This window comes from Frondihabitans sp. 4ASC-45, assembly GCF_049472575.1.
Classification (GTDB): Bacteria; Actinomycetota; Actinomycetes; order Actinomycetales; family Microbacteriaceae; genus Frondihabitans.
Genome location: NZ_JBCEBN010000006.1, coordinates 129,924 through 154,844 on the forward strand (window position 1 = coordinate 129,924; position 24,921 = coordinate 154,844).

Annotated in this window: 22 protein-coding genes; 12 read left to right on the forward strand and 10 right to left on the reverse strand. The window is 67.5% G+C overall.

What is annotated here, in order from left to right:
- Positions 1 to 316 precede the first annotated feature (316 nt).
- The 3 genes from VH571_RS11015 to VH571_RS11025 are packed head-to-tail and all read right to left on the reverse strand — an operon-like array spanning position 317 to position 2,462.
- Entirely contained in the window at positions 317 to 1,282 is a 966-nt protein-coding gene (locus VH571_RS11015; protein ID WP_423264608.1) for a sporulation-delaying protein SdpB family protein, read from the reverse strand.
- Complete coding sequence (locus tag VH571_RS11020) at positions 1,276 to 1,872, reverse strand: SdpA family antimicrobial peptide system protein (RefSeq protein ID WP_423264609.1); 597 nt, start codon at positions 1,870 to 1,872, stop codon at positions 1,276 to 1,278. The genes VH571_RS11015 and VH571_RS11020 overlap by 7 nt, the downstream gene beginning before the upstream one ends.
- Positions 1,836 to 2,462 carry a hypothetical protein gene (locus VH571_RS11025; RefSeq protein WP_423264610.1) on the reverse strand — a complete coding sequence of 209 codons (627 nt, stop codon included), beginning with the start codon at positions 2,460 to 2,462 and terminating at the stop codon, positions 1,836 to 1,838. The genes VH571_RS11020 and VH571_RS11025 overlap by 37 nt, the downstream gene beginning before the upstream one ends.
- Before the next feature lie 145 nt (positions 2,463 to 2,607).
- On the opposite strand from VH571_RS11025, the gene VH571_RS11030 reads away from it, so the two are divergent.
- Together VH571_RS11030 and VH571_RS11035 are read left to right on the forward strand one after the other, a co-directional pair.
- Complete coding sequence (locus VH571_RS11030; protein WP_423264611.1) at positions 2,608 to 3,540, forward strand: Ku protein; 933 nt, start codon at positions 2,608 to 2,610, stop codon at positions 3,538 to 3,540.
- A gap of 35 nt (positions 3,541 to 3,575) precedes the next feature.
- Positions 3,576 to 4,823, forward strand: coding sequence for an amidohydrolase (locus tag VH571_RS11035; RefSeq protein WP_423264612.1), 1,248 nt, complete (start codon positions 3,576 to 3,578; stop codon positions 4,821 to 4,823).
- Positions 4,824 to 4,974: 151 nt separating this feature from the next.
- On the opposite strand, the gene VH571_RS11040 is transcribed toward VH571_RS11035, so the two are convergent.
- On the reverse strand, positions 4,975 to 6,831 hold the full coding sequence (locus tag VH571_RS11040) for a glycoside hydrolase family 15 protein (RefSeq protein WP_423264613.1): 1,857 nt from the start codon (positions 6,829 to 6,831) through the stop codon (positions 4,975 to 4,977).
- A gap of 88 nt (positions 6,832 to 6,919) precedes the next feature.
- Here VH571_RS11040 and VH571_RS11045 point away from each other — a divergent pair, with 88 nt between their 5' ends.
- Positions 6,920 to 7,774, forward strand: coding sequence for an SMP-30/gluconolactonase/LRE family protein (locus tag VH571_RS11045; protein WP_423264614.1), 855 nt, complete (start codon positions 6,920 to 6,922; stop codon positions 7,772 to 7,774).
- Between the two features lie 11 nt (positions 7,775 to 7,785).
- Here VH571_RS11045 and VH571_RS11050 read toward each other — a convergent pair whose 3' ends face one another.
- Together VH571_RS11050 and VH571_RS11055 are read right to left on the reverse strand one after the other, a co-directional pair.
- Positions 7,786 to 8,973 (reverse strand): NAD(P)/FAD-dependent oxidoreductase, encoded by a 1,188-nt coding sequence (locus VH571_RS11050; protein WP_423264615.1) that lies wholly within the window; start codon positions 8,971 to 8,973, stop codon positions 7,786 to 7,788.
- A 50-nt stretch (positions 8,974 to 9,023) separates the two neighbouring features.
- Positions 9,024 to 9,563: a Dps family protein gene (locus VH571_RS11055; protein ID WP_123942540.1), complete on the reverse strand. Its 540-nt coding sequence runs from the start codon at positions 9,561 to 9,563 to the stop codon at positions 9,024 to 9,026.
- A 119-nt stretch (positions 9,564 to 9,682) separates the two neighbouring features.
- Here VH571_RS11055 and VH571_RS11060 point away from each other — a divergent pair, with 119 nt between their 5' ends.
- Both VH571_RS11060 and VH571_RS11065 read left to right on the forward strand, forming a co-directional pair.
- Positions 9,683 to 10,093: a hypothetical protein gene (locus VH571_RS11060; protein WP_423264616.1), complete on the forward strand. Its 411-nt coding sequence runs from the start codon at positions 9,683 to 9,685 to the stop codon at positions 10,091 to 10,093.
- A gap of 49 nt (positions 10,094 to 10,142) precedes the next feature.
- Entirely contained in the window at positions 10,143 to 10,883 is a 741-nt protein-coding gene (locus VH571_RS11065; RefSeq protein ID WP_423264617.1) for an esterase/lipase family protein, read from the forward strand.
- A 60-nt stretch (positions 10,884 to 10,943) separates the two neighbouring features.
- On the opposite strand, the gene VH571_RS11070 is transcribed toward VH571_RS11065, so the two are convergent.
- On the reverse strand, positions 10,944 to 12,011 hold the full coding sequence (locus tag VH571_RS11070) for an FUSC family protein (protein WP_423264618.1): 1,068 nt from the start codon (positions 12,009 to 12,011) through the stop codon (positions 10,944 to 10,946).
- 92 nt (positions 12,012 to 12,103) lie between these two features.
- Here VH571_RS11070 and VH571_RS11075 point away from each other — a divergent pair, with 92 nt between their 5' ends.
- From VH571_RS11075 to VH571_RS11085, 3 genes are all read left to right on the forward strand, one after another.
- Positions 12,104 to 13,375, forward strand: coding sequence for a phosphotransferase family protein (locus VH571_RS11075; RefSeq protein ID WP_423264619.1), 1,272 nt, complete (start codon positions 12,104 to 12,106; stop codon positions 13,373 to 13,375).
- Between the two features lie 16 nt (positions 13,376 to 13,391).
- Positions 13,392 to 14,873, forward strand: a complete 1,482-nt coding sequence (locus VH571_RS11080) for an FAD-dependent oxidoreductase (RefSeq protein WP_423264620.1) — start codon at positions 13,392 to 13,394, stop codon at positions 14,871 to 14,873.
- Between the two features lie 323 nt (positions 14,874 to 15,196).
- Positions 15,197 to 17,371 carry a DEAD/DEAH box helicase gene (locus tag VH571_RS11085; protein WP_423264621.1) on the forward strand — a complete coding sequence of 725 codons (2,175 nt, stop codon included), beginning with the start codon at positions 15,197 to 15,199 and terminating at the stop codon, positions 17,369 to 17,371.
- 60 nt (positions 17,372 to 17,431) lie between these two features.
- Here VH571_RS11085 and VH571_RS11090 read toward each other — a convergent pair whose 3' ends face one another.
- Positions 17,432 to 18,370, reverse strand: coding sequence for a hypothetical protein (locus tag VH571_RS11090; protein ID WP_423264622.1), 939 nt, complete (start codon positions 18,368 to 18,370; stop codon positions 17,432 to 17,434).
- A 128-nt stretch (positions 18,371 to 18,498) separates the two neighbouring features.
- On the opposite strand from VH571_RS11090, the gene VH571_RS11095 reads away from it, so the two are divergent.
- Positions 18,499 to 18,894 carry a VOC family protein gene (locus tag VH571_RS11095; RefSeq protein WP_194605343.1) on the forward strand — a complete coding sequence of 132 codons (396 nt, stop codon included), beginning with the start codon at positions 18,499 to 18,501 and terminating at the stop codon, positions 18,892 to 18,894.
- Between the two features lie 2 nt (positions 18,895 to 18,896).
- A complete protein-coding gene (locus VH571_RS11100; protein ID WP_423264623.1) occupies positions 18,897 to 19,589 on the forward strand; it encodes a hypothetical protein in 693 nt (230 codons plus the stop codon).
- A 22-nt stretch (positions 19,590 to 19,611) separates the two neighbouring features.
- Here VH571_RS11100 and VH571_RS11105 read toward each other — a convergent pair whose 3' ends face one another.
- On the reverse strand, positions 19,612 to 19,878 hold the full coding sequence (locus VH571_RS11105; RefSeq protein WP_055963893.1) for a mycoredoxin: 267 nt from the start codon (positions 19,876 to 19,878) through the stop codon (positions 19,612 to 19,614).
- Positions 19,879 to 19,984: 106 nt separating this feature from the next.
- Here VH571_RS11105 and VH571_RS11110 point away from each other — a divergent pair, with 106 nt between their 5' ends.
- Positions 19,985 to 21,742: a pyruvate dehydrogenase gene (locus tag VH571_RS11110; protein ID WP_423264624.1), complete on the forward strand. Its 1,758-nt coding sequence runs from the start codon at positions 19,985 to 19,987 to the stop codon at positions 21,740 to 21,742.
- A gap of 145 nt (positions 21,743 to 21,887) precedes the next feature.
- Here VH571_RS11110 and VH571_RS11115 read toward each other — a convergent pair whose 3' ends face one another.
- Positions 21,888 to 23,243, reverse strand: a complete 1,356-nt coding sequence (locus VH571_RS11115; protein ID WP_423264625.1) for a maltokinase N-terminal cap-like domain-containing protein — start codon at positions 23,241 to 23,243, stop codon at positions 21,888 to 21,890.
- A gap of 60 nt (positions 23,244 to 23,303) precedes the next feature.
- Here VH571_RS11115 and VH571_RS11120 point away from each other — a divergent pair, with 60 nt between their 5' ends.
- Positions 23,304 to 24,860 (forward strand): CHAD domain-containing protein, encoded by a 1,557-nt coding sequence (locus VH571_RS11120; RefSeq protein ID WP_423264626.1) that lies wholly within the window; start codon positions 23,304 to 23,306, stop codon positions 24,858 to 24,860.
- Positions 24,861 to 24,921 lie beyond the last annotated feature (61 nt).

Here is a 24,921-nt window from a genome sequence, read left to right on the forward strand (position 1 = left end):
AAAGCAGACCAAAACACAGCCACCGTTCCTGAAAGCGCCCCTGACACGAAGGCCACCTTTCGGATGAAATTGCGGTCGTCTGCTCCCTGAGCGAGAACGACCAGGAAAAGGACTGATGCGCCGAGTGCGATGGTGCCGAATTCGATCGCTAGCAGCCACACGGGTTCCCACGAATCTGGACGCCCGTTGCGCCAATGCACAGGAACGTCGCGACCGCCGCCTCGCAGAAGTGCGGCGCAGGTGCCGATGTACAGAACTGGCGCCATGGCGATTGCCACTACACAAATCTTGCGAGGCGCGCGAGCCCTCCTGGTCGTCATTCCGGGCACTCCGCAGCTCGGCTAATCGACACGTGTCTGATCGAACCCATGCGAGCTCGAGGCCGTCGCATGAACGCCCTGGTGTAGCTAGAAAGATCGGTTGGTGGGACCAGCAGGAGTATCAAAGCGCCGACCATGACCGCGCCAAACCCCCAGAGACCCATGCAGACCGCAATTGCTAGGTGCAAGCCCAGGCCTGCGAGCAACAGTGGCCGCCGCGCCGTACCTGGCAGGAGCAGGGAAACGCCAAGAAAGAACTCAACCACCAGGACGCCCCAGGTGGCCAAAGCAACAGCCGGGCCGAGAACGAAAAGAGCGTCAGTAAGGGGTCTCAGCCATCGGGCGGGGCCGAACAGTGGATCCCTCAACCAGTAGTAGATCGCTGTTCCGTCAATCCATTCGGGAACGGCGAGCTTGCTTAGACACGCGTTCAAGTAGATGAAAGCCACCTGAAGTCGAAGGGTGATGAGGGAGAGGCCGAGGACGACGTCTCGAAGGCGAGGTTCACGGTATGAGACGTCGCAGCACTTGGCTAGCCAATGCCACTTGCGACTGTCGGACATCGAGACCGGGATCAGTAGAAGGGCAAGCACGGATGCGATTTGGTCCCCACCTTCGACCGTCGTCAGCGCTGCCTGGTTGCTGAAGAGCACCCACCAAAGAGGAATAGCCGTGAAACGAGGGCGGTAGCCCGCCGCAGTAAGAGTGAGAAAAGCGACCGTAGCCCACCTCACTACCTCGAAAGATACAGGCGGGGCGATGCACCACAATGAGACGGTTGCGATGCCCGTGCACGCGTGGTCCAGGTTGGTGCCGGAAGGCTGGGCAAGAAAATTCATCGGCGTGAACGCGAGGCAGATGAAGCCTCCAAGGGCCACAAAACTTCGAGCGAACGCGATGCAGGCGGAGAAGCGATATGCGCGTGCGAAGTCATCGAGCCAAATTGCCCATCGATTTAGCATTGAACGGTCACCCGCGCTATCGACTGCTGACCGTGTGCCTGCCCGATGGCAGCGAAGGCCCAGGGTGCCGGTGAGGTCTGGGCCAACCAGAGTGGGCCGCAAATTGTGGGCTCCGGTGCTGTGTTGTCTGCGACACGTCGCGGGGTGGTGCGCTTGGCGGCGACACAATCCTTGAGGCTCGCAGCCGGACGGCAAGCCGACCAGTCGTCTGGCTTAATCCGTGACGCGATAGCGCCCAACTCGATTGCCTGACCTCGTGCTGATCTCGAAATTCCGAACATGGCGGCGGCGGATGAATTGGGCCAAACGGTCGCAGGGTCAAGCTCTCCGCTGGACTTCAACCGAAACGACGTCAGGCTGTCCTCGCGCGGGCTTTTAGTGAAAAATGCCCACTGTTCAGGAACGACTGTCTGGATCGGCCTCTGAATACCCTGCAACCAAGGGGTCGTTAGCGCGGTGTCAGGCTGATTCGCGAGCAGAACCAACGCGGTCATGCCGACCCACCCCGTAGCAAGTGATGCGATCCCGAGATGTCTGAGCTTCACCGAACTGGCTAAGCGGCGTAGGAGGTCGTGATTACAGACACCCATCGTTCGTAGGAAAGGCCTCCGCCTGCCGTCGATGAATCTCTCCCGTACATTTTTACCTTCGTGGAGACCGCAGCCGTAATCAGGACGGCCACCGTCCCTACGACAAGGGCAGAGACGGCGAACAGAACGAGTGCGATGGCGGCGTAGCGAGTCGATCCTGGAGCTGCTGCGTCTCGATCGAGACCTAGATCTTCAATCGCTACGTCGAGCTTTTCTGAAGCGAGTCGTAGAACGGAATCAACGCGAGTAGCGCTCCCACTCGTGATCTCTTTGGCAAACCTTGAGTAGAAATCGCCTTCATTCAGGCGATGCATGATCGACGCGGCAATCTTGCGGCTTTCCGTGGTCTGTTCAAGGTCGGGGGTATAAGCCTGCATCGCCAAGGGGAGCTCGCCCTGGCCGAAGATGATCTGCCGGAACAATTCTTGCCCGGACTCTGCGGGGTCGCTCTTGTGTGTAACTGATGTCGTAGCCACGGCCGACTGGGGCACCTGGGTACTTGCGCCCATCACGATTGGAGTGACGCACCCAACGGCGACAGCAACGGCAAGGGCGCGGGCGGCCCGGTGGCGAGTGATGCTAAGCGACATGACTGGACCCCTTTGATCAGCGGAAGTGATGTTCTTGTTTAGCATTAACATTCGAAAAAAGGCAACCCCGGCTCCTCCGTCGCACCCGGCGAGAACAGGGAGCACGACCGATCACGATCGCGAGCACCGGGGCACAATGGCCCGCATGCGAAGCATCTGGAAAGGCGCCATCACCTTCGGCCTCGTCAACGTGCCGGTGAAGGTCTATAGCGCGACCGAAGACCATGACATCTCGCTGCACCAGGTGCACGACAGAGACGGGGGCAGGATCCGATACCAGCGGCGCTGCGAGGTCTGCGGCAAGGTGGTCGACTACGAGCACATCGACAAGGCGTACGACGACGGCGACCAGACAGTGGTGCTGTCGAGCGACGACCTGAAGTCGCTGCCCGAAGAGAAGAGCCGCGAAATCGACGTGCTCGAGTTTGTGCCAAGCGATCAGCTCGATCCGATCATGTTCGATCGGTCGTACTTCCTCGAGCCGGATGGTTCTTCCGCCAAAGCGTACGTGCTGCTTCGGCGCACCCTCGAGGAGACCGACCGCACCGCGATCGTGCATTTCTCGCTCCGGCAGAAGACGCGGCTCGGCGCGCTTCGCGTGCGGGGCAAGACGCTCATGCTGCAGTCGTTGCTCTGGGACGACGAAGTGCGGGAGGCCGATTTCCCGGCGCTATCGAAAGCGATCCGCATCACCGACAAGGAACTCGACATGTCGGCGAGCCTCGTCGACAGCCTGAGCGACGACTTCGAGCCGGCCGACTTCAGCGACGACTACCAGCGCGAACTGCAGCAGCTGATCGACGCCAAGCTCAAGGAGGGGGAGTCGCTCGACACCGATGCGACCTTCGGCGAGACGGAGGACGACGAGAGTGACGACGCGAAGAAGGGCGGAGAGGTCATCGACCTGATGGACGCCCTGCGCGCGAGCGTCGAGAAGAACCGTGCCGCCAAGCAGGGCAAGCCGGCGAGCAAGAAGCCTGCGGCCAAGAAGCCTGCAGCCAAGAAGCCGGCCGCGAAGAAGACACTCGCCGCCAAGAAGCCCGCCGCCAAAAAGCCCGAGGCGAAAAAAGCCGGCTGACCGCGGAGCCTCGCGCGGCGTCGTACGGTGGAGGGATGACCACTTCTCTTCTGCACGTTCCGTCTGTCGTCGCCATCACCGGAGGCCACGTGGTCCCCGTGGCCTCCGCCCCGATCGACGGGGGCACGGTCCTCATCGAGGACGGACTCATCACAGCCGTCGGGCCGGCGGCTGACGTCACGGTGCCCGAGGGCGCCACCGTCATCGATGCGGGCGGCCGGTGGGTCGTTCCCGGCTTCGTCGAGGCGCACGGGCACGTCGGCATTCACGAGGAGGCCAACGGATCCGCCGGAAACGACACGAACGAACTCACCGATCCGAACACTGCGGGTGTCCGGGCCGTCGACGCCATCGACATCGACGACGAGGGCTTCCGGGACGCGTTGTCGGGTGGCATCACGAGCATCCTCGTCAAGCCCGGCAGCGGAAACGTCATCGGTGGTCTCAGTGTCGCGATCAAGACGTGGGGTGGACGAACCATCGACGAGCAGATCATCTCCGACTCGGTGAGCGTCAAGTCCGCCCTGGGGGAGAACCCCAAGCGCGTCTACGGCGGGAAGGACGCCATGCCGTCGACCCGACTCGGTGTTGCCTACGTCCTCCGTCAGGCGTTCGAGGACGCGCGGTTCTACGTGGCCCAGCGCCAGGCCGCCGCCGAGAAGGGCGAGCCCTTCCGGCGCGACCTCCGCCTCGAGACCCTGGGTCGTGTGCTCGACGGCGAACTCGCCTGGGATCAGCACACCCACCGCCACGACGACATCGCGACGGCCATCCGCCTCGCCGAGGAGTTCGGCTACCGACTCATCGTCAACCACGGGACGGAAGGCCACAAGCTCGCCGACGTGCTCGCCGAGAAGAACATCCCCGTGATCTATGGGCCGCTCTTCACCTCGAGGTCGAAGGTGGAGCTCCGGGATCGCGCGATTTCAAACCTCGCCGCCCTTCACCGGGCTGGCGTGACCGTGGCGATCACCACGGATGCACCCGTCGTGCCGATCAACTACCTCGTGCACCAGGCGTCATTGGCGGTGAAGGAGGGTCTGCCGAAGGAGGTCGCTCTAGCCGCACTGACGAGCAACCCGGCCGCGATTCTCGGGCTCGACTCGCGGATCGGGTCGCTCAAGCCGGGTCTGGACGGGGATGTCGTCATCTGGTCGGGTGACCCCCTCGACGTGCAGTCGCGCGCAGAGCGCGTGCTCATCTCGGGGGCGACGGTCTACGAGTGGGACGACGCCGCTCGTGTCGGCCGGACCGTCGAGCGTCTCACTCGCTTCGCTGGCTGACGACCGGTCGCGGGCTAAAGAGAACTGAAGCCTGCAGAGATCTGAAGCCTGCACAGACACGAAGCCTGCAGAAACACGAAGCGGACTAATCGCCCTGCCGCGGCAGGTCGGCTAGTCCGCAAGACGTCTCACGGCCGCAGCCGCCAGGCCGCTACTTCGTCGAGAGCTCGTGAATCGTGATCGCGGCGTTGACGAGCGCGAGGTGGCTGAGACCCTGCGGCAGATTTCCGAGGAAGCTGCCGTCCTCGGCGATCATCTCGGCCAGCATGCCGACGTCGTTGACCTGCTCGACGAGCTCGTCCATGAGCGCGGTCGCCTCGTCGAGACGCCCGACGCAGGCGAGCGCCGACACCACCCAGAAGGCGCAGGCCACGAAGGTGCCCTCTTCGTCGTCCATGCCGGAGTAACGGTAGAGCAACGGACCGACGCCGAGGTCACGGCGCAGGGTGTCGATCGTCGACGACATACGCTCGCCGCGGTCGAAGCCGGTGGGAGCGTGCAGCAGAACCGACGCATCGATTTTCGAGGATCCCGGGTACATCACGTAGGAGCCGAGCTCTTCCGACCAGCCGTGCTCGTCGACCCACTCCTCGATCATCTTCTTGTTCTTCACCCAGTGCGCGAGGTCGTCGGGCTCGGGGTGGAGCTGTCCGATGTCGGCGAGGTGGCAGGCCGCGTCGATCGCCTGCCAACAGCCCATCTTGCTCGAGGTGTAGTGCTGGAGCTCCTCGAGCTCCCACATGCCCGAGTCCTTCTTCTGCCACTGCTGGCAGGCGTCGTCGGCGAAAGCGCAGAGCAGTTTGTCGGTGCCGGCATCGATGATGTTGCCGCCTGAGGCGTACTGGCTCATGATCGCGAGGATGTCGGCGTAGACGCCGAGCTGCAGCTGACCGGAAGCCGGGTTGCCCGAGTAGACCGGGCCGATGCCGTGCCATCCCTCTGAGCCGGTCTCGGTGGGATCCTCGGGAAGGCTTCCGTCGAGCGAGAAGAAGATGTTGATGTCGGGGCCGTGTTCTTTGAGCGACTTCAGGATCCATGACACCGCGGCATGCGGCTCTTCTCGAAGCCCGAAATTGAGCAGCGCCTCGACGGTGTACGCCAGGTCGCGCACCCAGGCGAAGCGGTAGTCCCAGTTCTTGTTGCCGTTGAGGTTCTCAGGGAGCCCCGCGGTCGAGGCTGCGGCGATGGCGCCGGTGGGGCTGTAGATGAGGAGTTTGAGGGCGAGAGTCGAGCGGGTGACCGCCTCCGACCAGGCGCCGTCCCAGGAGAAGTTCTTCGACCACAGCGCCCAGTTGTCGATGGTGCGGTCGATACCCTGATCGACGACGTCGGCGTTCGGGATGTGGATCGGTTCGTCTTTCGTGCCGCACAGGCAGAGGATCGTGCGCGAGCCGGGCGTCGTCGTGAACGCACCGCGGAACTCCAGGGGTCCGTCGGAGACGCCGTCGCCCTCGTCGGTCGGGTCGGTCCGGCCGTGCTCGGAGCCGATCAGGATCAGGTTGATGTCGCCGGCCCGAAGCAGGGGGCCGTGGACGGTGTCGATGCGCTCGATGGGGTTCGTGCCGAAGGTGTTGCCCGGAATGACCGCCCAGGCGAGATCGACCGATCCCTCGACGCCCTCGATACGGCGCACCAGCTCCGACCAGGGCAGGCGCCCGGCGACACCGGTGACGAGCGCGTCGGTGATCTCGACGACTCCGGTCGGCGTACGGAACCGGGTGGTCAGCACGTTGCTGCCGGGGATGTACGAGCGGTCGACCTCGAAATCGTCGGTGACCGGGCGCAACTCGAAGCGACCGCCCTTGCCCGAATCGACGATGCCGGCGATCACCGGGTCGGTGTCCATTTCGGGCATGGGAAGCCAGTCGATTTGACCGTCGTCGGCGATCAGGGCGACGGTGCGTCCGTCGCCGATGACCCCGTAGGAGCGGAGCGGCACGTAGCCGTCTTCACGAATCGACGGCGTTCGCCAGTTGCGGACGGTGGTGGGCTCGAGCGTGTCAGTCACCCCTCTAGCCTGCTCCCTGCGGCTGGGCGAACGGGGCGGCGTCCCCCGTGATCCCCGCAGTTCGGCGCCGGTCTGATAGACCGGAGGCATGCCCGAACCCACACTTCTGCTCGACGCCCGCGCGATCCTCATGGAGAGCCCCGTCTGGGACGCAGCCAGCAACGAGCTGCTCTGGTGCGACATCACGCTCGGCCTGCTGCATCGCACCTCGGAAGACGGCTCGGCCGACCGCCAGAGCGAATTGCCTCCGCCCCTCGCGTCGTTCCAGCCGAGGCGGGGCGGAGGGCTGATCGCGGCCCTGGGGGATCGCGTCGTCGAGACAGACGACGAGGGCCGGATCCTTGGGGATCTCGCATCGATCGGCCACCGCCACCCGGGAATGCGGCTCAACGAGGGCAAGTGCGACCCGTTCGGCAACTTCGTGGTCGGAGCAATGGAGGTCACGACCGAGGATCCCGACGCGGGGCTCTATCGCGTCACGCCGGCGGGCGACGTTACGGTGCTCAAGGGAGGCTTCGGCACGACCAACGGCATCGAGTTCACCGATGACGGGTCGACGATGTGGGTGACCGACACGGCAGTGCAGACGATCTTCCGCGGCTCGTACGGGGCCGACGGCCTGCTGGGCGAGCTGGAGCCGTTCGCGGTCGGACGTGCCTTCGACGGTCTGGTGCGTGACGCCCGCGGCGAGTTCTGGACTGCGGTCTACGGAGCCGGCCTCGTCGTGCACCTGTCGGCCGAGGGCGAGGAACTCGAGACGATCGAGGTTCCGGCGCCGAACGTCACCGGGATCACGATCGGAGGATCCGATCTGTCGACCCTCTACGTCGGCTCGGCTCGCGAGAACGCCACCGAGGAGCAGCTGAGGGAGTTCCCGCTCTCCGGTGGCGTCTTCGCGATCGAGCTCGATCGGCCGGGGCTGCCGCCGCGACTGTTCGGCTGAGTCGAAGGCCGCTAGATGAGACCGACGAGGTTGTCGGCGCCGAGCGCACGCGCTTCGGCCAGCACCTGCCGCGCCTTGTCAGTGGAGCCGGCGATGTTCCAGAGCAGCACTCCCACCGGCACTCCGCCGTCGAGGTAGTAGACGACCGCCGAATCGTCGTCTTTCCAGTCTTCTACCGTCTGGAGCGACGAGTCGAGAGTGCCGACGGCCTCGTAGGCGAGATCGAAGACCTTCGAGTAGTACATCGGGGTGTGCGTGTACTTCTCGTCTGAGCCCGCCATGATGCGTCCGGCAGCAGCGCCCTGTTCTTTGGCGTTGTCGACGTGCTCGACCCGACGACGACCGAGGATCACGTCGGGGTACGAGGCCACGTCGCCCGCGGCGGAAATGAAGGGGTCGTCGGTCGCCAGGCGGAGGTCGATGACGATTCCGTCGTCGACTGCCAGCCCGGACGCCTCCGCCAACGCCACCGAGGGCTCGATGCCGAGGCCGACGACCACTCCATCGACCTCGAGGGTCGAGCCGTCGTCGAGGGTGAGGAGGAAGCCCTCCGCCGCGGTCACGCCCTTGTCAAGACGTCGACCGGCGGCGAGCGTCACTCCGTGGTCGCGGTAGCGGGCCTCGAATGCGGACTGCGCCGACTCGGGAAAGACCGAGCCGCCGAGGTGGTCGTCGGGAAAGACGATGGTGACCCGGGTGTCGTTCTGCACGAGAGCGGCGGCGATTTCGGAGCCGATGTACCCACCGCCGACGACGGCCACGTGCTTGCCCGAACCGGAGAGGGCGCGCAGGTGGCGGTAGTCCTCGGCGGTCCGGAAGTAGATGACCCGCTCGTCGTCGTTCGGCAGGTCGAGGGTCGTCGGCTGCCCGCCGGTGGCAAGCAGCAGTCGGCCGTAGCCGATGCTCTCGCCACCGGTCGTGACGACGCGTCGGTCGATCCGATCGAGCCGGTCCACCCTCGTCGACAAGCGGACCTCGGCAGAGGTCTCGTCGACCGTGCCGAGGTCATTGTCGTCGGGGGTGTAATCCGGGTCGATCCAGAGCTTCTTGGAGAGCGCAGGCCGCGTGTACGGCGCATCGACATCGTCGCTGAGGATCAGGATCGAGCCGTCGCCGTCGACCTCTCTGATGCCTTTGGCGGCGGCGTCGGCGGTCATGCCTCCGCCAATGATGACGTAGTCGTAGGTCTGGTCAGCCATGGGCTGTGCTCCTCAGGTCGCTCCGGTGAATCTGATCTCGTGGCGCAGGGTCAGTTGGCGACGGCTCCGACGCGGTCGAGTCCGGCCTCGTTGGCCTTGTCGTCGCGCTCGCGCGACGCCTTCGAGCGCTGGTCTTTCTCGGGGTGGCGGTTCTCGGCGCCGGTCATCCAGGCGAGCTGCTCGAGGCGCTCGAGAACGGAGTGCAGCACGTCGGCCGTCGTGGGGTCTTCGTCGTCGACGTCGTCGTGCACGGTGCGCATGGTGTCGGTGACGGCATACATGCGATCGACGATGAGGTCGACGACATCGGTGGTCTCGACCGGGCCGGCCGGGAACTCGGCCAGGCTCGTGCTCTTGGTGACGGTGCTCGTGCGACCGTCGGGCACCAGGTAGACGGCGCGCATGCGCTCGGCCACCTCGTCGGAGAAGCCGCGGGCGGCGTCAACGATCTCATCGAGCTGCAGGTGCAGGTCGCGGAAGTTGGAACCCAGCAGGTTCCAGTGAGCCTGCTTGCCCTGGACGTGCAGTTCGATCAGGTCGACCAGAACCTTCTGAAGGTTGTCGTGAAGTTTTTCGGATCCTTGGAACATGGTTCCTCCTCGTGAGTTGAACGGTGTTGTGAACGGTAGTCCCCGTCCTTCGTTGCGGCCTCAGTAGCTGTACCCCTCGGGGTGTATTCTTTGACCACCTGATTGCCTGAGGGGGCACCATGATGGGAAGAACACCCGGGGAGTGCGGTGCGGTCGCCACCGCTGCCGCACAGACGTCGACGGCCTCGCGCGCCAGACCACCGGTGGTCGCGTCATCGGCGTGGGGAGCCGTGCTGCCGCCGACCGTGCGAACACTCGAGCAGAGCCTCGTCTCGGCCTTTCACGCCTTCGACCTGATCGACCTCATGACGATGTCGCACCGCATCCGCGTGGTCGACGAGGTCACGGGAGCCGTGGTCGAGGCCGCCTTCGCCGCAACGCGAGCCGGGCATGCGCGCTGGGCCTGCATGGTCCTTCGCGCGGCCGCCGATAGGCCGCCGACCTGGTCGTCGCTGTGCACGCGCTGGGACCAGATGATCGCCGAGGGCTTGGACGGGGTGAATACGGTCGACTGGGCCGATCGGCCCTGACCCCGGCGGCACGAGCCGACGCGACGCAGGGTCGCCTACGCTGAACGGCGTGGAACGAGACGACCGGAATCGAAGGCGCCGCGGCGGGATCCTGCACTATCTTCGCTTTCTGCCGCGCGACTACGAATTCGTCACCCGAAGCCATCTCCGCTCGCTGCTGACCGACGCGTCCGTGCCGAAGCGTTATCGCGAAGGCCACCTCGCCCCGATTCTGCTGCTGCCCGGCGTCTACGAATCGTGGCGGCTGCTGCGCTGGTTCGCCGACACTCTCAACGACGCCGGACACCCGGTCGTCATCGTGCCCGGGCTCGCGCACAATCGTCGTCCGATCGCCGACACGGCGCTCACGGCGCAGGCGATCCTCGACGCGCACGACCTCCGGGGCGTGGTGATACTGGCCCACAGCAAGGGCGGCATCATCGGCAAGACGATGATGCTTGACACCGATCGGGGTGGTCGCATCGATCGCATGGTCGCCGTGAACAGCCCGTTCTCAGGGTCCCGGATGGCGCGCTTCGTACCCACCTCGGGCTTTCGTCCCTTTCTCCCGTCAGACCCCGCGCTCGCCCGGCTCAGCGGCCTCGTCGACGTCAACGCCCGCATCACCTCCGTCTATGCCGACTTCGACGGGCACGTGCCCGAGGGCAGCCACCTGCCGGGGGCGCGCAACGTCCGCGTGCCGATCGATGGGCACTTCCAGCTGCTCGGGCACGCGGCGGGGCGGGCGGCGGTGCTCGCAGCGCTGGCCACGGCGGGCCCGGCGGACCCTCAGCCGACGAATTCGGCGTAACCCGGGGCCTTTCGACACGGAGTGGCCCAGCTCGTAGGCTGACGGCCCGCCCGCACGCCGCTACTTGTCGCCGACGAGCTCCTCGCGCACCCGCCGCAGGTCTTCGAGCAGAGACCCGATCAGGATCCAGTGCTCGGGGCCGGGTGCCAGAACCCGGAGCGGGGCGGTCAGCGCCGGCGGCTCATTCGCGGGCGCCGTGCCGCCGGATCCTGAGGCCGCGTTCTCTTCTCGGTCGTGCACCAGCAGTCGCACGTCATGGGCCGCCCGCCTCAGCTCATCGGCGATCCCGGCCACCACGTCGTCGTCGACGAGGTCGGGGTCGTAGTTGTCGCGCAGCGACCGGGTCATGGCGACCACCCGGTGCACCAGGTTCGAGAGGGTGCCGAGCAGCGCGCGATCGGCCTCGAGGATCCGCCGCTGCCGCTTCGCCCGCGGGTTGAGAGTGAGGCTCTCCTCGCCCGTGGTGACCCCCGCTGCCGCCCGAGCCTGCAGGTCACGCAGCGCACGGGCGCGGGTCAGTGCCGCATCGAGGTCGACGCGGGAGGTCGGCGTCTCGAGAGCCGAGGCCAGCGAGTCGAGAGCCGCTCCCAGGTCGCGAGCGAGCCGCCCGAGCGCGAGGTGCGCGGGGCCGAGCAGCACCGGCGGCACGATGAGTGCGTTGACTAAGAGCGCAATCACCGCGCCGATCACCGTCTCGATGATGCGATCGAACGCATAGCCCGGAGTGACGACGCCGACCGACAGCACGAGCATCGCCGAGATGGGCACCTGGGTCGACGACGTCGGCGTGAGCCGCACCACCCAGGCCACCAGCAGTGCCAGGATCACCGCGACCAGCACGATCCAGGTCTGGTCGTGACCGAAGAGGGCACCGACCCCGTAGGCGAGCGCGACGCCCATCACGACGCCCGCGCTCCGTTCGAGGCCACGGCCGAACGACTGGTTGATGCTCGGCTGCACGACCAGCAGCGCGGCGATCGCGCCGAAGATCGGCAGCGCCTGGTCGAGGATCACAAAGCAGAGGATCCAGGAGACCACCACGGCGAGAGACGTCTTGACCACCTGCAGCAGCGGCAGTCTCGACGGCTGGCGGAGCCGCGCGACGAGTCTGCTCGGGGTGGGGGCCACGGGGTCAAGGGTACGGCCGGTCGGTATGGCCGCGGCGCGCCGCATCCGCCCGTATCCGTGACGAACTGTCGGGAAACTAGTTGACTGACGGTGTGTGGCCCAATTCCGCCGAAATTCTGCCCGCGGCCTTCCGCGGCAGCGGGGCGCGAGTGCTGTCGTTCCGTCCGCACTCGGTCGAGCCCTCGGGCGACGGTTATCTCTTCGGGTACGAGGTCGACACGCTCGATGCCGACGGCACGTCGTCGACCGTCCTGACCTTTATCGACACCGACCCCGCCTCCGTCGAAGCCGGCGCGCGCGAGGGAGGCAGCGTCGTGAGCGACCCCGCGACCGGCTCGCCGGTGCGTGTGTGGGCCTACCCGTCGGATCCTGCGCTCCCCGCTCTCGCGAGCGTCACCTACCCCGACCGGGTCGTCGATCTCCTGGCCCGGATCGGGGTCCCCATCAGCTCACCGACACTGACCGTCGCCGCCTACCGCCCGGGTAAGCGCGCCGTGATCAAAGTCGAGAGCCCCGAGACGACCCTGTTCATCAAGGTGGTGCGGCCGACACGGGCCGAGCCGATCGCCGCGCAGCACCGGGCTTTCGCGCGAGCGGGGCTGCCGGTGCCGATCGTGATCGCCGCCCAGGCCGACGGACTGCTCGTGCTGCAGAGGGTCGCGGGTGTTCCCGCCGGCACTCGCGTGCTGGGCCTCGCCGCGAGCACCGGCTTCGTGTCGGGGGTCGTGGCGCTCGCCGAAGCCGTCGCGCGGGTGGGTCTGACCCAGCACGCGCAGGCGGATGCCCTCGAGAACGGCTCCTGGCACCGGCGCAGCCTGACCGAGTCGCTCCCCGACCGGGCGCCGATGATCCACGGCATCTACGACGAGATCGAGGCGCGCGTCAGTCGCTGGCCGAAGGGAGAGCTGCGTGTCGTTCACGGCGACCTGCATCTCGAGCAGCTCTTCGTCGACGCGATCGAGGTCGGCGTCGTCACCGGCCTCCTCGACATCGACACGGCGGGGCTCGGGCATCCGGCGCGCGATGCCGGCGCCCTCGTCGCGCATCTCGTCGTCACCGCCCAGTGGCACCGGGGCAACGGCGATCAGGCCGAGGCCCGCGCGTGCGAGAAGATCGCCGACGCCGTCGCCGACGAGTGGGTCGCCCTTCACCCGGAGTGGGCCGATCGGCTCCCGCCGACCATCGCGTCGCAGCTTCTGGCCCACGCCGGCGGCCAGGCGACCCTCGGAACGCCGGTCGGCCGCGGGAAAGCGCTGCAGCTGATCGACGCGGCCGAGGGGGCGCTCTGGCCCCGTCCGGCCGAACACGCCGAACCAGCCGCTCTCGACGGGCCTAGCGTGGGCACGGTGCACCTGCACCCCTGACCCTCTCGGAGGACCAATGACCCCGCCCCGGCTCGACACGGTCCGCTCCATCCCCACCGACGAGTTCGAGCCGCTGGCCACATACGACGACGTGATCGTGGGCGGCGGGTTGACGGGGTTGGTAACGGCCCTGCTGTTCGCCCGTCGTGGGCACACCGTCGCCGTGCTGGAGGCGGGGCACATCGGAGGGCTCGTCGCGGGCAGCTCGGCCGCCATGGTGAGCCTGCTGCAGGGGGCGCAGCTGCAGAAGATCCACCGGCGCACCTATCAGGGCGTCGTCGACGCGTCCGTGCAAGGCAATCGCGAGGCCTTCGACTGGCTCATCGACTACGCCGACGAAGCCGGAGTCGATCTGGAGCGCCGCGACGCCTTTACTTTCGCGACGACGCGACGCGGGCTCGCCCGGGTCGACGGGGAGTACCTCGTCGGTCGCGCGGCCGGCCTCGACCTCGTCAAGACAGTGGATCTCGACGTGCCGTTCGCGACCATCGGGGCGGTCCGGCTTCGCGACCAGGCGCAGGTCGACCCGCTCGAGCTTCTCGCCGCCCTCACCGCCGATGTGCGGGCGCTCGGGGGAGTGGTGGTCGAGAACGTGCGCGTGACGGGAGTCCACGCGGGCGACCCGGCGACGACGCACACGGAGCTCGGCGAGGTCCGCTCCGAGCGAGTGCACCTCACGACGGGGGCGCCGATCCTCGATCGTGGCCTCTACTTCGCCAAGCTCTCGCCGCGCCGGTCGCTCGGGCTCGTCCTCTCCGACGTGCCCGAGAGCGATCTGCCCGAGGCCATGTACACCTCGGTCGACGACCCCGGGCGGTCGGTGCGGAGCCACCGCGGTCAGCTGCTCGTGGCCGGCAACGAGCACGGGGTGGGGCGAGCAGCCTCGGAGGCCGTCCTCGCCCGCGACCTCCACGACTGGGCGGGCATGCACTGGCCCACCGCGCGCATCCGACGCGTGTGGAGCGGGCAGGACTACGCCACCCCACACGGCGTGCCCTTCGTCGGCTACCTGCCGCGAGGCCGTGGCCGCATCTATCTCGCGACCGGCTACGACTCGTGGGGCATGACGAACGCGATCTCGGCGGCACGCATGCTTGTCTCCGATGTCGTCGGAGACAACTCCGACTGGATGAAGACCATCCATCACCGCGTCACCACCCCCGTCGCGATCGGTGCCGGCCTCGGCGAGAATCTTGCGGTCGCCTGGTGGTTGGCCCGCGGCTGGACGAGGGCTCTCACCAATCCTCTGCAGCCGGGCGAGACACCGCCCGAGGGGCGCGGTCGCGTAGGATCCGAGGCGCTCGCGCCCGTCGCTCGCTCCACCGTCGATGGAGAGACGTGCTCGCTCTCGGCAGTGTGCCCGCACCTCGGCGGGGTGGTCGCCTGGAACGACCAGGAGCTCACCTGGGACTGCCCGTTGCACGGGTCGAGGTTCCGCCCGGACGGCACCGTCATCGAGGGGCCGACGACTCGGGGCCTGCGGCGCCGCGACGCCTGACACGCCCGAGGAGGGCCGTGGTGGCAACCGGCGGCGTCGCGGGCGTAAACTGTGCCCTGCACCGAGTCGCGAGGGGCCGCTATCAGCGCCGTCGTTCGTCTGATGCAGTGCAAGCGGGTCGCGACGCAAGCGTCGCGTGGTCACCGCATCCGATCCGGATGCGAGTCCGACGGGGGTCTCCTTCTCCTGTCCTCCGCACACCCGGGGTCGTCACCGAATGCCGGTCCCGAAGCAGTCCCTCGACATCGTCCGCATCGGCGTTTCTGCCGTCTGCCGACACCACACCCCGGCCACTGAACCGCGGGTTGCCATTAGGAGGAGCCTTGGCTCGACCAGGCCAGCGCCAGTCCGGCGGTACACGAACCGCCTCCCGTTCGAACCACCGTCGCGTCCGCGATCTCGACAACGACGGCATCATCCCGGTGCTGGCGAAGGCCGTGCGCGAGGTCGAGGCCGCCGCCCAGCGCGGCCCCGTCAAGCCCTCGGTCCGCACGAAGTTCCAGGTGGTCGCGCTGCTCATGCGCGAGGAGCGCGCCCGCGTCAAAGCCGACAAGACGGTCACCGACGCCGACCGAGCCGAGCAGCTCAAGCGGCTCGACGGCGTCGCGACGATCCTCGCCAAGGCCGCGGCCCGCGACACGTCGCTCATCGCCCTTCTCGCCGAGGAAGCCGTGGTCTCCGACACGGCCAAGTCGCTCAAGCGCGACATGCTCATCGCCGCCGGCGTCGAGCTCAGCCCCGACGACCTGATCATCACCACCGAGGCACCGGTCGCGCGCGTCGCCACCGAGCGCCAGGTCGTGCCGCAGTCGATCGTCTCCCGGCAGCTCGCCAACCCCTTCCTCGCGCCCGACTTCGCGCTCGCCGAGGTCAAAGAGGTGCACCCGCGCCGCCTGGCCAACTGGGAGCTCTTCGGTCCGCTCTTCAAGTCGTTCGAGTACGGCGCCGGCGGGGCCTCCGCGTGCATGGAGCTCCCCGAGCCCTCCACCCTCCGCGCCCCCGGCGGTACCGAGATGATGCGTCACCAGGCGCAGGTCGTGCAGGCCGCGGCCGAGGGCCACCGCACGTTCCTCCTCGCCGACGAGCCCGGCCTCGGCAAGACCGCGCAGTCGCTGCTCGCCGCGCAGGCCGCCGACGCGTACCCCCTGCTCGTCGTGGTGCCCAACGTCGTCAAGACGAACTGGGCCCGCGAGGTCGGGCTGTGGACGCCACATCGCACCGCCACTGTCATCCACGGCGACGGCGACACCATCGACGGTTTCGCCGACATCGTCATCGTCAACTACGAGGTGCTCGACCGCCACGTCGGCTGGCTCGGCGACCTCGGGTTCCGCGGCATGGTCGTCGACGAGGCGCACTTCATCAAAAACAAAGACTCGCAGCGTTCGCGCAACGTGCTCCAGCTCGCCTCGAGGATCCGCGCCCGCACCGCTCATCCTCTCCTGATGGCGCTGACCGGCACGCCCCTCATCAACGACATCGAAGACTTCCGCGCGATCTGGCAGTTCCTCGGCTGGATCGACGACAAAAAGCCCGGGCCCGAACTGATGGAGGCCCTCGAAGAGACCGGCCTCACTCCGGCCGAGCCCGGATTCTTCGCTTCGGCGCGCTCCTCGGTGATCGATCTCGGTATCGTCCGCCGCCGCAAGGTCGACGTCGCGGCCGACATCCCCGCCCGCCGTATCGCCGACCTCCCCGTCGAGCTCGACGACGAGGTGGGCCGCTCCATCCGCGAGGCCGAGCGCGAGCTCGCCAAGAAGCTCGTCACCCGCTACCAGACGGCTCTGGCCACTCGCACCTCCGGAGTGCGCGTCGAGGGCATCGACCACGACCTGGTGCGCCAGGTCGCCAAGTGGGAGCTCGAAGACGGCGACGGTGCCAAGACCGGCGAGAACGTGTTCAGCATGGTCCGCCGCATCGGCCAGGCCAAGGCCGGCCTCGCCGCCGACTACACGGCGCAGCTGGCCCGCAACGTCGGCAAGGTGGTGTTCTTCGCGAAGCACATCGACGTGATGGACACCGCCTCCGAGACGTTCGCCAAGCGCGACATCAAGTTCGCGTCGATCCGCGGCGACCAGACGCCGAGCGTCCGCCAGAAAAACATCGACGCGTTCGTCAACGATCCCTCCGTCTCGATCGTCGTCTGCTCGCTCACCGCGGCGGGCGTCGGCCTGAACCTCCAGGTCGCCTCCAACGTGGTGCTCGCCGAGCTCTCCTGGACCGACGCCGAGCAGACTCAGGCCATCGACCGCGTGCACCGCATCGGCCAGGAGGAGCCCGTCACCGCCTGGCGCGTCATCGCCGCCCAGACGATCGACACCAAGATCGCCGAGCTCATCGACTCGAAGGCCGGCCTCGCGGCCCGAGCCCTCGACGGCGACGACTCCGAGATCGTGGCTTCGTCCGACATCCAGCTCGGCGCCCTCGTCGCGCTGCTGACCGAGGCGCTCTCGGCGTCTCCGTCGGCGCGGAAGGCTGCGCCGCAGCGTCGTCGCTAGCGCTCCGCGCCCTGCTCGGGTCTAGTCGCGTTTCGCAGGTTTAGTCGCGTTATTCCGCGACTAAACCCGCGAAACGCGACTACGAACCTGCGGCACCCCCGCCTCCAGCAACAGACGCGCGAGGGCACCCGGCGTCACTACGGTCCGCCAGTCCCAGCGCACCACACCGTTCACTCCCGGCTGACGAGCAAGCCAGTTTTCTCGGTTCTTCTCGTCGATCACGACCTGCTCCGGTGACCTTCCCGATCTCATGCGCGCATCGCGGTACTTCACCTCGCCGTCGAACTCGCCGACTCGGCGGCACCCTCGCCACCAGAAATCGCCGTAGGCGTCGGGACCGGTCGGGTTAGGGAAGTGCTTCTGCAGGTCGGGCTCTTCGAAGCCTCCTTCGTGGATCACGACGCGGCTGAGCGACTCGCCGGGTCGATCGGCTCGCGCGTCGGCAAATTCGATGGCCCGCTTGGCCCGAACCACCCCTCGAACTGCTGACCGATCGCTGCTGAGATCGAGAAGCTCATTCTGATCGAAGAGTCCGACGTGCAGGCCGTGGTCGAGTGCCACGACCGACTGGCGAAACGACGAGACCAGGGCGAGATCGACTCCTGTGCGTGCGGGTGACGTGACTCGGAACCCCGCGAACTCAAGGGTCTCGTCGTCCGAGAGCCTGCTTGCATGCTTATAGGCCCAGCGATTCGCGGTCGAGGTCGTGGCGGCGGGAACCGTCACCTGGGCACGCGACGGCCACGCACCCAAGCGAGGCAGGCCCCAGAACGCTGCCGCGCTTGCGTGAGAGAGCACGGCGTCGCAGCGCAGGGCTGACAGTGCCGCGAACGAGAGCATGAGGTAGCGTTCGCGATCGTCGAACACGCGCCAGTGCTGGGCCCGGACGTAGCGGCCCGGAACGAGTCGCACGAGTTCGCCTCTGGCGCGCGCAAGCCGCTCGTCGGATTCTGATGAAGACGAGTGCACGAGAAGCTCGGGGCCAGGAGCAAGAGACATCGCACCAGACTGCCGACGGCCGCCGCCGAGCAGGGGGCGAGGGGGACAGCTGTGCAGAACTCGCCCAGCACCCGGGGTGTTAGCTCGGGCCAGACAACGATCGTCGCACGGAAGCGAGCAACCCGAACATGCCCGAATTCAACGGATACGCCCACGTCGCCCTGACGGTGACCGACCTCGAGAAGAGCCTGCCGTTCTTCACCTCGGTGTTCGAGACCGAGCCCGCAGGTGAACTGGTGACCGACGATTTCGTCCGCAAGATCTTCCCGGTCGGCGAAGGCCAGGTGTTCGGAGTGACCGAGTACACCGTGAAGGGCGACGCCGACCGCTTCGACCCCCGACACCCGGGGCTCGACCACGTGAGCTTCGCCGTGCCGAGCCGGGGCCGCGTCGTGGCCCTGAAGAACCGCCTCGCGGATGCCGGAATCGACGGCGACCTCGTCGAAGCCCCCTACGGAACAGTCTTGAACGTCAAGGATCCCGACGGTAACGCCATCGAGTTTTTCGCCCCTTCCGCAGGCTGACGATGGCCCTCGGGCACGATCTCCGCGAGGGGTGGCGGCTTTTCGCCCCGTACGCGCGCGAGGTTGTCACGCCACGGCGACGCCGAACCCTCGTCATGACGGTGGTGGTGCTCGGGGTGGGTGGGGCGGCGCTGTTCCACGCGCTCGTGCCCGGATTCGAGACCGAGGGGGCGCGGATCCTCGTGTCTTTCGCCGTCGGCTTAGCCGCCGCTGCGATCGCGGCGTGGATCGAGCTGTTCCGCTGGCGGCCAGCGATCACCGAGAGTCAGAAGTTCGGGGGCTCACCGAGTTTCACGCCGGAGGCCGATAAAGAGATCCTCGCGGCCTACCGGGCCAGCCGCGAGCCGAACGTCTCGGTCAACGACCGCATAGCTGCCGCGAAGAGAGCAGAGGGCTCTCGCGTCGGTCTCTGTCGAGGGCTTCTGACTCTGTGGCCTGCACCGCTGCTCTTCGTGTCATTTGTCGGCGCCGGGCTGGGGCTCCTCATCGATTCCGGCGGCAGGCTCATCGGTGGCTTCGGGGGCGTCTTTGGAGCGCTCGTGCTGATCGTCAACCTGCCCACGATGCTGGCACTGCTCGGCCGGACGACAGCACCTATTGCAACGAGGCCCGAGGGCGAACCGGAGCCCGAACTCAAGAAGTCGAGCAAGCCGTACCGCACCCTCGGCACCGACCACCCCGACGACTACAGCTAGCTCGTCGCCGGGGCGAGAACGCTTACAGGCGCGACTTGACCTCGGCCAGCGACGGGTTGGTCGCCGACGACCCGTCGGGGAAGATCACGGTCGGCACGGTCTGGTTGCCGTTGTTGACCTGCTCGACGATCTCGGCGGTGCCGGGCGTCTCTTCGATGTTGATGTCGGTGTACGCGATGCCGTCTTTGGTCAGCTGCTGCTTGAGCCGTGCGCAGTAGCCGCACCAGCCGGTCGAGAACATCGTGATGGTGCCCGCCTCGGGCACATAGGTCGCGTCGATGGTGGTCATGTCGAGAAGAATACGCCGGGCATCTGACAACGCGAGGATCGACAGCAAAGGATCCGAGGAGTTGAGTGGACGAGACACCACCGACTTCCGACGAAAGGGCACATCCATGCCGCAGACCATCGCCGACCAGCTCATCGCGCAACTCGTCGAGGCGGGTGTGCGTCGAATCTACGGGATCGTCGGCGACAGCTTGAACCCGGTGGTCGACGCGGTGCGCCGGACGGGTGGGTCGGCAAAGGGTGGGATCGACTGGATCCACGTGCGGCACGAGGAGGCCGCCGCGTTCATGGCGTCGGCGGAGGCCCAGCTCACGGGGCAGCTCGCGGTGTGTGCCGGATCCTGCGGTCCGGGCAATCTGCATCTCATCAACGGGCTGTACGACGCCCACCGCTCGGGCGGACCGGTGCTCGCGATCGCGAGCCACATTCCGGCGAACCAGATCGGCATGTCGTACTTCCAGGAGACGCACCCGGACCGCCTGTTCACCGAGTGCTCGGGCTACTCCGAAATGATCTCGACGGCCGAGCAGGCGCCCCGTGTGGTCGCGAGTGCGATCCGGCACACGCTGGCCGGTAACGGCGTCAGCGTGATCACACTGCCGGGCGATATCGCCGAGTTCGAGGCGGCGGGCCACGTGCCCGCGTACGTCGCGACGAAACCGCCGACGCTCGAGCCCAATCGCGACGACCTGCAGAACCTCGCCGACGCACTCAACGAGGCGAAGACCGTTGCGCTGTTCGTGGGCGCCGGGGCGATCGGCGAGCACGACACCGTGATCCGACTCGCCGACGTGCTCAAGGCGCCGGTCGGGCACTCGATGCGCGGTAAAGACGTCATCCAGTACGACAACCCGTTCGACGTCGGCATGACCGGCCTGCTGGGCTACGGAGCCGCTCACGCCGGAATCCACGATGCCGACGTGATGGTGATGCTCGGCACCGATTTTCCGTACGACCAGTTCTTGCCCGACGGTGACAAGGTCAAGGTCGCCCAGGTCGATGCCGATGCGGCGAACATCGGTCGCCGAGTCGACGTTCACCTGCCCGTTCACGCCGAGGTCGGGCCGACGATCCGCGCGCTGCTGCCGCTTCTCAAGCCGAAGAAGAACCGGAAGTTCTTGGACGGGCTGCTGAAGAAGCACGAACGCCTGATGAACGGCGTCGTCGGCTCGTACACGAAAGACGCGACGAAGATCGTGCCGATCCACCCCGAATACGCCGCGAGCGTCCTCGACGAGATCGCCTCCGACGACGCGATCTTCACCGCCGACACCGGCATGTCGAACGTGTGGAGCGCCCGCTACATCACGCCCAATGGCCGCCGTCGGATCATCGGCTCGTACCTGCACGGCTCCATGGCCAACGCCCTCCCGCAGGCGGTCGGCGCGTCGTTCGCCTACCCGGGCCGGCAGATCGTCTCAATGTCGGGTGACGGCGGGTTATCGATGCTGCTGGGGGAGCTCGTCACCGTCGCCGCCTACAAGGTCCCTGTCAAGATCGTCGTCTTCAACAACTCGACACTCGGGCTCGTCAAGGTCGAGATGCTCGTCGCGGGCTTCCCCGACTTCGGCGTCGACGTGCCATCGACCGACTACGCGGCCGTCGCCCGGGCTCTCGGCATCCACGCTGTCCGGGTCGAGGATCCCCGTGACCTCCACGATGCACTCGAGGCCGCTTTCGAGCACGACGGCCCCGCGCTCGTCGACATCGTCACCGACCCGCGGGCGCTGTCTCTGCCGCCGACGATCACCGGAGCGCAGGTGAAGGGCTTCGCCCTGGCGATGTCGAAGATCGTGATGAACGGTGGGGCGGGCGAAGCCGTGGCGATGGCCCGGTCGAACCTGCGGAACGTGCCCCGGCCGTAGGTCGGGCCGTCCGGCGGGCGGGCGGGCGAGCGCTTGCAAATTTGAAGGAAAAACCGGCGCCGCGCGACGTGTTCATGCGGATCCGGGCCCCAGCAGCCGCCGGATCTCCTTCAAATTTGCAAACGCCGCTACAGGAGCGAGGCCGCTACTGAACGGCTGGCGCGCTCCGAGAGACGAGCCGCCCGACCGCACCGAGCGGGATCCCGATCCAGCCCGGGCGGTTGCGCGATTCGTAGATGGCCTCGTACACGGCTTTGTCGATCTCGAACGCGTCGAGGAGGGTGCGCTGCGCGCGCACGTCGATGCCCGAAGCGGCGACGTAGCCGTCGATGAAGGCCCGGCGTGCCGCGTGCGACCATTCCGATGCGTCGACCGCGGGCTGCTCCTGCGCCAAGGATCCAGCGACGTAGTCGAACGACCGCAGCATCCCGGCCACATCGCGCAGGGTCACATCGGGCCTCGACCGCTCGGGCATCGGCCGGAGCGGCTCGCCCTCGAAGTCGAGCAGCACCCAGCCGCGCGTCGGCGACTGCAGGGCCTGCCCGAGGTGGAGGTCGCCGTGGATGCGCTGGAGCGACGGCCAGTCGCGCGCCCCCACCGCGTCGTACACGGCGTTGATCGCACCCTCGTATTCGGCGATCGCCGGTACCTCGCGCGCCGCGGTCGTGATGCGGCGGCGCATGCTGACGAGTGCCGCGTCGACCTCGTCGGGGCCGGCGTCAACCGTGCCGAGCTCGGAGGCGAGAGTGGCGTGGACCTCGGCGACTGCCTCGCCGAGGGCGCGCGCCGAGTCGGTGAAGTCGACGCCGCTGCGGGCCGCGTCGAGAGCGACGCGCCAGGCGTCCTCGGATCCTGAGAGGAACTCCTGAGCGAAGGCGAGGTGCCCGCTCGCCTCGCCGCCCTCGCGACCCGGGTCGGGCCAGCTCGCCGTGAGGTAGCCGAGTGACTCCGGCACCCGCGACGAGCCGCCGTGCGTCAATGCCGCCTGTGAGGTCACATCGGGGTTGTCACCGTGGTGCAGCACGCGGAAGACCTTCGTGATGACCCGGTCGACCGGACCGTCTTGGACGTCGTAGATGATCGACGTGTTCGACTGCTCGCCCTCGAGCACCTTGGTGCGGACGACGCGACCAGGATCCGTGACGAGATGACCCTCGGCGTGAAGGTCGGAGCCGTCAACCCGGCGCCGCTCGACCAGGGTGCGAAGCAACTCGTGAGTGTAGGCGGGGTCGTGCGGACCGTCGTAGAGATAGAGGCCGTCGCTCGACCCGATAAAGGCGTGGTCGCCTCCCGAGAGCGGGGTCGGCCTTGCGACGACGGGCACCTGATACAGCACCGGAACGTCGGGAGCTTCGTCGATCACGAGGAGCGTCATCACGAGAGCGTCGTCGACCGTCGACTCCATGCTGCCGATGACTCTGATCTTGGGCAGGCGGCCTTTCGTGGCGTACCAGCGCTGGCGCGCCATCCATCCGGCAAGTGAGGGGGCGACAGCGTCCATTTCAGCAGACTACGCCGGGTGCCTCGACGTTTGTCACCCGCATCCGATAGACAGGGGGGCATGAAGCGGCAGTTGGAGATCGAGCGCAAGTACGACGTCGACCGCGAGACCCGGGTGCCGGAGCTTACGGGCGTCGGCCCGGTGGTGACCACGACCACCGAGGAGGCCTTCACGCTGCGGGCGGTCTACTTCGACACGGCGGAGTACCTCCTGCTGGCGAATCGCATCACACTGCGCCGCCGCGAGGGGGGTCACGACGCCGGATGGCACGTGAAGCTGCCCGCCTCACGAGACGCCGAGCCGACAGCCACCCCGGCACGGCACGAACTGCACGCTCCCCTCGGCGCGGCCGCCGACGAGCCGCTGCCCGCGGCGCTCCGGTCTGCGGTCGAGGTGATCCTGCGGGGACGGCCTCTCCACCCGGTGCTGGTGCTCGAGACGCGTCGCACCGTGACGACCCTGCTCGACATCGACGGCGACCCGCTCGGCGAGGTCGCCGACGACGAGGTGACGGCCACGAACCCCGACACGGCCGCAATCCGCTCCTGGCGCGAATGGGAGGTCGAGCTCGCGCCCGGCGTCGGCCGGTCCGACGGCGAAGCGGTGCTCGACTCGGTCGGCGGCGTGCTCGAGAGCGCCGGGGCGAGCGTGTCGGCGTCGAAGTCGAAGCTGGCGCGCGGCCTCGGCGACTCCCTGCCCGGCACGAAGGCGATCGCCCTGCCGGGTGACGACGGCGCTGTTCTGGCCCCGTCGTCGGCCGGTGAGTTTCTTCTCGTCCAGATGGCGGCTCTCGTCGACGACCTCGAGCGACTCGACCCTCCGGCGCGCGATGGCGCCGACGATGCGGTGCATCGCTTCCGGGTGACCGTGCGTCGGCTCCGGGGCCTCCTCCGGGTCTATTCAGGAGTCATCGACCCCGAGACCGCGTCCGCCCTCGACGCGGCCCTCGCCCCCGTCAGTGCGGCAGCCGGGGTCGCCCGCGACATCGAGGTGGCCGAGCAGCAACTGGCCCTCGACCTCGCTGATGCGCCGGAGGGACTGGTGACGCACGACACGCTCGCTCGATTGCGGGCATCCCTCGGCGAACTCGGGGCGGAGGCCGGGCGTGACCTGAGCCGGATCCTGAACGATGTCTCGTACTTCGAGACGCTCGATCGGCTCGACGCGCTGATCGGGCCGGGAGGCATCGAGTCGATCACGGGCGACTCGGCCGACAAGTCGGCGTCGAAGTTCGCCGCCCTCAAGATCGCGAAAGAATCGAAGCGGGCCCGCCGCCGAGCGGTCGCGGTCGCCGATGCCTACGGAGAGAGCGGTGAGTTCGACGCGGAGCTCCTGCACCGGGCACGGAAGGCCGCCCGGCGGTTGCGCTACGCGATCGATGCTCAGCGCGGGGCGACGCTGAAGGGGAGTGTCAGCCCCAAAGCCGCGCATGCCCTGCAGGATGCCCTGGGCGACGCGCTCGACGCGCACGCGGCTTCTGAGCGCTACCGAGCGGCGGCTGATGTCGCCCGGTGGGCGGGCGAAGACACGTTCGGGTACGGCGTGCTGACGGCTCTGGCCCTCGCCCGCCGCGATCGCTCCCTGCGCCGCCTGCCCAAGCTCGCCGAGAAGTTGTAGTTTGCGGGTTGCACCGCCGAAACCTCAGAATTGACGCCTCCAGCGCCAGCAAACCGGTCGA

What these genes read in the sequence shown, in the direction of transcription:
- VH571_RS11015 (WP_423264608.1), bottom strand. Translation starts at nt 1,282, where the DNA reads ATGCTAAATCGATGGGCAATTTGGCTCGATGACTTCGCACGCGCATAT.
- VH571_RS11020 (WP_423264609.1), bottom strand. Translation starts at nt 1,872, where the DNA reads ATGGGTGTCTGTAATCACGACCTCCTACGCCGCTTAGCCAGTTCGGTG.
- VH571_RS11025 (WP_423264610.1), bottom strand. Translation starts at nt 2,462, where the DNA reads ATGTCGCTTAGCATCACTCGCCACCGGGCCGCCCGCGCCCTTGCCGTT.
- VH571_RS11030 (WP_423264611.1), top strand. Translation starts at nt 2,608, where the DNA reads ATGCGAAGCATCTGGAAAGGCGCCATCACCTTCGGCCTCGTCAACGTG.
- VH571_RS11035 (WP_423264612.1), top strand. Translation starts at nt 3,576, where the DNA reads ATGACCACTTCTCTTCTGCACGTTCCGTCTGTCGTCGCCATCACCGGA.
- VH571_RS11045 (WP_423264614.1), top strand. Translation starts at nt 6,920, where the DNA reads ATGCCCGAACCCACACTTCTGCTCGACGCCCGCGCGATCCTCATGGAG.
- VH571_RS11050 (WP_423264615.1), bottom strand. Translation starts at nt 8,973, where the DNA reads ATGGCTGACCAGACCTACGACTACGTCATCATTGGCGGAGGCATGACC.
- VH571_RS11055 (WP_123942540.1), bottom strand. Translation starts at nt 9,563, where the DNA reads ATGTTCCAAGGATCCGAAAAACTTCACGACAACCTTCAGAAGGTTCTG.
- VH571_RS11060 (WP_423264616.1), top strand. Translation starts at nt 9,683, where the DNA reads ATGATGGGAAGAACACCCGGGGAGTGCGGTGCGGTCGCCACCGCTGCC.
- VH571_RS11080 (WP_423264620.1), top strand. Translation starts at nt 13,392, where the DNA reads ATGACCCCGCCCCGGCTCGACACGGTCCGCTCCATCCCCACCGACGAG.
- VH571_RS11090 (WP_423264622.1), bottom strand. Translation starts at nt 18,370, where the DNA reads ATGTCTCTTGCTCCTGGCCCCGAGCTTCTCGTGCACTCGTCTTCATCA.
- VH571_RS11095 (WP_194605343.1), top strand. Translation starts at nt 18,499, where the DNA reads ATGCCCGAATTCAACGGATACGCCCACGTCGCCCTGACGGTGACCGAC.
- VH571_RS11100 (WP_423264623.1), top strand. Translation starts at nt 18,897, where the DNA reads ATGGCCCTCGGGCACGATCTCCGCGAGGGGTGGCGGCTTTTCGCCCCG.
- VH571_RS11105 (WP_055963893.1), bottom strand. Translation starts at nt 19,878, where the DNA reads ATGACCACCATCGACGCGACCTATGTGCCCGAGGCGGGCACCATCACG.
- VH571_RS11110 (WP_423264624.1), top strand. Translation starts at nt 19,985, where the DNA reads ATGCCGCAGACCATCGCCGACCAGCTCATCGCGCAACTCGTCGAGGCG.
- VH571_RS11115 (WP_423264625.1), bottom strand. Translation starts at nt 23,243, where the DNA reads ATGGACGCTGTCGCCCCCTCACTTGCCGGATGGATGGCGCGCCAGCGC.
- VH571_RS11120 (WP_423264626.1), top strand. Translation starts at nt 23,304, where the DNA reads ATGAAGCGGCAGTTGGAGATCGAGCGCAAGTACGACGTCGACCGCGAG.